Here is a 2,799-nt window from a genome sequence, read left to right on the forward strand (position 1 = left end):
GAGTTGCTAAAAATGATGTTTTGGGACAAAAAAAATTTGTCGAGTCGCTCTTTGGGATTACTGTTTAAAAAATTAGATGACCACAGGGTTATTCTGTCTTTCTCAACTTTTTGCGACAGAACCAGGAAACGAGTCCAAAGGGTTTGATAGAAATAAAGACGGTGATATATCCAAACTAGAAAGAGGATGTAGTACAGGACAGCGATCGTGCTGTGGGCTTTGCTGTGCCACTTCCGCTAATTTAGTCACGGGACGAAGAAAGGAACGAGAGATGCAAGTCTAGTCATTTAATTGATCTTGCTTTGAATCTCACTTTCATTATTTCATATGTTTCTTATTTGAAATGACTATACCGCTAAGTGGCGAGAAAAGTTTTTGTAATTTTGTAAGCTAATAACTATAGTTTAAGATGATTATTGGATTGGGAAGATAGTTGGGGCATTTATGAGCGATCGCTGTTTACCTTCTGGTTGTATTGTGCGTCGAGCTACGGAGCGGGATATTGGGACGATTCGTAGATTAGTTTTGTCTGCTTACCTCGATTTTACTCAGTTACGTTGGCAACAGTTTTGGTTGATTGAACAAGAAAAAAAAAACGATTGCCTGTGGACAGTTACGCAATTTTACTGCTGCTCAAGAATTAGGTAGTTTAGTAGTTGTGCCACAACAGCGCGGACAAGGTATTGGTGGTTATCTTACTCTTCATTTAATTAAACAAGCTACTAAACCTTTATATTTGGAATGTTTAGGCGAAAAATTGGCTGATTTTTACTCCCATTATGGGTTTGAGGTAGTTACTTGGCAAGAGTTACCCCCAGGGCTTAAGTTCAAGTTTGGTCTATCTCAAGTGGTCAAAACTGTTTTTCGTTTACCCGTGGTTTTGATGCGTTACCCAGAATCTCATTCGGTTAACAAATGAGCTTTTAGAAACTTCGGCAAAAATCAACTAACAGGCGAAAAACGGTAGTGTTGCCCCAAATTTTTGGCGATCAATAATCTTCAAATATTGAAAATCTAATTCCATATGTCGAGCCTTACAAAATTTTTTAACACTAAATTTTTCTTGTCAATAATCTCTATTTCAACACCTTTGTTAAACGACCCAAAATCCATGAGACTGAAGTTTGGTAGCTGCTATACTAAGTACAGATTTAAGTACTTGCCATGCTATCAAAACAAACAAACTACACAAACCTGCGACAAAATCTAGCAATGATGCTGGATGAAGTTATCGACAATAGAGAAATTTTAATTGTTAGTCGAACTGGAAAAGAAGATGTTGCTATGTTGGCTGCTTCGGAATTATCGACCATGATGGAAACGCTTTATTTATTGCGCTCGCCAGCTAACGCTCAAAAACTCTTTGCTGCAATGGAAAGAGCGGATGCTTTAGAAAAAACTGAAGTGGAATCTCAAACTATCGAGCAACTGATCGAGGAGATAGCTATTGAGTAGAGCTGTTGTTTTTGACCGTCAGTTTAGAGATGATTTACGCTGGTGGTTTAGAAAAGACAAAAAAATTAGTGACCGCATTTTAAATTTGGTGGAGGCGACTATTGCCGATCCCTTTACGGGTATTGGCAAACCAGAACATCTGAAATATTTTCCTGGCTCTAGGTGGTCGAGAAGAATCAATCAAGAGCATCGGCTGGTCTATCAAGTGAGTGATCACAAAATTGTTTTTTTGCAATGTAGATACCATTATTGAGAATGCTTGAATTGACAACGGGCGAAGAACTAATCGATAGCATTACTAACAATTCCTTGCTGGCTACAATTGGCAATTCGACTACTTCGGTAATTCTTCAAGGAACGACCAGTAACAATCACAATTGTTTGATCGAGTTTACTACAAAAGAGCGATCGCTTCATCTCTATTAGACTCTAAATTGACTTATTATTTAACTCAGGAATCTCAACTTTATAATCAGTACAGAAAAACTATTCATATTGTCCGAGAAAATGCCAGTACTCATCGGACGCTCCTTCACCCCAATCGTGGGTTTCGTCACAGTATTCAGATTCAACTAGAGAAAAACGTTGATCGTCTATGAGTTCAGCGCGGATTTGGTCAATGCCCGTGATGATGGAAGAGTTCTTCTTATTTTCTTCTGAGAATGGAGATTCTGTGATGGCTGAGGGAAGTGGAGGTGTTTCTTTTTCTGGAGGATTCTCTGAGGAGGTGCTGGTTCTTCTGATTCTTCGGCGATCTGCGGTGGGGGGTGAAAACGTTCTTGCTTCTTCTGTGGGATTTTCAGAGGAAGTGATTCTTCTTCTTCTGATTCTTCTACTACCGTCAGTCATAATTGCTTCTGTCTTTGCCCGTGATTTTGCCAATAATAATGATAATGGTTATCGTGGGTTTTTTGGTTTGTGGAAGGGGAGAAGAAAGATGATTCCAGTATTGAGTTTAGAGAGAAAAGAAGAAGTGAAACAGTGGCTTTTAGGTATACTAGCCAATAATGAAAATACTAGCGAACAGATCAAGAAAAACCTTCTTGCTCAATTACTGGTAACAAAAAGGTTTCAAATCTAAATAAACTCAATCAGCCAAACTTGGTTCGGCATATTAACTATGACAAATGCAACACTGCCAGATAGTATACCTGCTTGGTATGGACTTGAAGAAAAAAATACAAGTAAAGGATGGAGTCCTAAAATAGAAGATATTGCGGCGTTGTTCAAAAACGGGGTATTTTGGGTAACAAACGCAGCTTAAATTAAGCCAAGTTTTGACTTCGCTTACAGAACAAAAGTATTATTATGGAAGCTTCTTGTCAGACTCTTTGAAACAGGTCA

The 2,799-nt window shown here is 38.4% G+C and carries 7 protein-coding genes and 1 pseudogene; 7 read left to right on the forward strand and 1 reads right to left on the reverse strand.

Annotation, left to right across the window (positions count from 1 at the left end; all coding sequences use genetic code 11):
* Positions 1-76 precede the first annotated feature (76 nt).
* The 5 genes and pseudogenes from H1P_RS32500 to H1P_RS36915 all read left to right on the forward strand — a co-directional run bounded on the left by H1P_RS32500 (position 77) and on the right by H1P_RS36915 (position 1,881).
* Complete coding sequence (locus H1P_RS32500) at positions 77-283, forward strand: hypothetical protein (protein WP_144875495.1); 207 nt, start codon at positions 77-79, stop codon at positions 281-283.
* Between the two features lie 161 nt (positions 284-444).
* Positions 445-919 (forward strand): annotated as a pseudogene (locus tag H1P_RS32505) (GNAT family N-acetyltransferase).
* Positions 920-1,164: 245 nt separating this feature from the next.
* Complete coding sequence (locus H1P_RS32510) at positions 1,165-1,455, forward strand: type II toxin-antitoxin system Phd/YefM family antitoxin (protein WP_144875497.1); 291 nt, start codon at positions 1,165-1,167, stop codon at positions 1,453-1,455.
* Positions 1,448-1,708 (forward strand): Txe/YoeB family addiction module toxin, encoded by a 261-nt coding sequence (locus tag H1P_RS32515; protein ID WP_144875499.1) that lies wholly within the window; start codon positions 1,448-1,450, stop codon positions 1,706-1,708. Before H1P_RS32510 ends, H1P_RS32515 begins: the two co-directional genes overlap by 8 nt.
* A 2-nt stretch (positions 1,709-1,710) precedes the next feature.
* Positions 1,711-1,881 (forward strand): hypothetical protein, encoded by a 171-nt coding sequence (locus H1P_RS36915; protein ID WP_186376282.1) that lies wholly within the window; start codon positions 1,711-1,713, stop codon positions 1,879-1,881.
* 60 nt (positions 1,882-1,941) lie between these two features.
* Here H1P_RS36915 and H1P_RS32520 read toward each other — a convergent pair whose 3' ends face one another.
* A complete protein-coding gene (locus H1P_RS32520; protein ID WP_144875501.1) occupies positions 1,942-2,337 on the reverse strand; it encodes a hypothetical protein in 396 nt (131 codons plus the stop codon).
* Between the two features lie 55 nt (positions 2,338-2,392).
* Between H1P_RS32520 and H1P_RS36920 the strand changes: the two genes are divergently transcribed.
* Together H1P_RS36920 and H1P_RS36925 are read left to right on the forward strand one after the other, a co-directional pair.
* On the forward strand, positions 2,393-2,536 hold the full coding sequence (locus H1P_RS36920) for a hypothetical protein (protein WP_186376283.1): 144 nt from the start codon (positions 2,393-2,395) through the stop codon (positions 2,534-2,536).
* Positions 2,537-2,575: 39 nt separating this feature from the next.
* The gene (locus H1P_RS36925; protein WP_186376284.1) at positions 2,576-2,719 is read left to right on the forward strand and encodes a hypothetical protein; all 144 of its coding nucleotides are present in this window, start codon (positions 2,576-2,578) and stop codon (positions 2,717-2,719) included.
* The last annotated feature ends 80 nt before the right edge of the window (positions 2,720-2,799 follow it).

This window comes from Hyella patelloides LEGE 07179, assembly GCF_900659865.1.
In the GTDB taxonomy this organism is placed as follows: Bacteria; Cyanobacteriota; Cyanobacteriia; order Cyanobacteriales; family Xenococcaceae; genus Hyella; species Hyella patelloides.

Excerpts from the sequence above, each read along its gene's own strand:
- H1P_RS32500 (WP_144875495.1), top strand. The coding sequence starts at position 77 with ATGACCACAGGGTTATTCTGTCTTTCTCAACTTTTTGCGACAGAACCA.
- H1P_RS32510 (WP_144875497.1), top strand. The coding sequence starts at position 1,165 with ATGCTATCAAAACAAACAAACTACACAAACCTGCGACAAAATCTAGCA.
- H1P_RS36915 (WP_186376282.1), top strand. The coding sequence starts at position 1,711 with ATGCTTGAATTGACAACGGGCGAAGAACTAATCGATAGCATTACTAAC.
- H1P_RS36920 (WP_186376283.1), top strand. The coding sequence starts at position 2,393 with ATGATTCCAGTATTGAGTTTAGAGAGAAAAGAAGAAGTGAAACAGTGG.
- H1P_RS36925 (WP_186376284.1), top strand. The coding sequence starts at position 2,576 with ATGACAAATGCAACACTGCCAGATAGTATACCTGCTTGGTATGGACTT.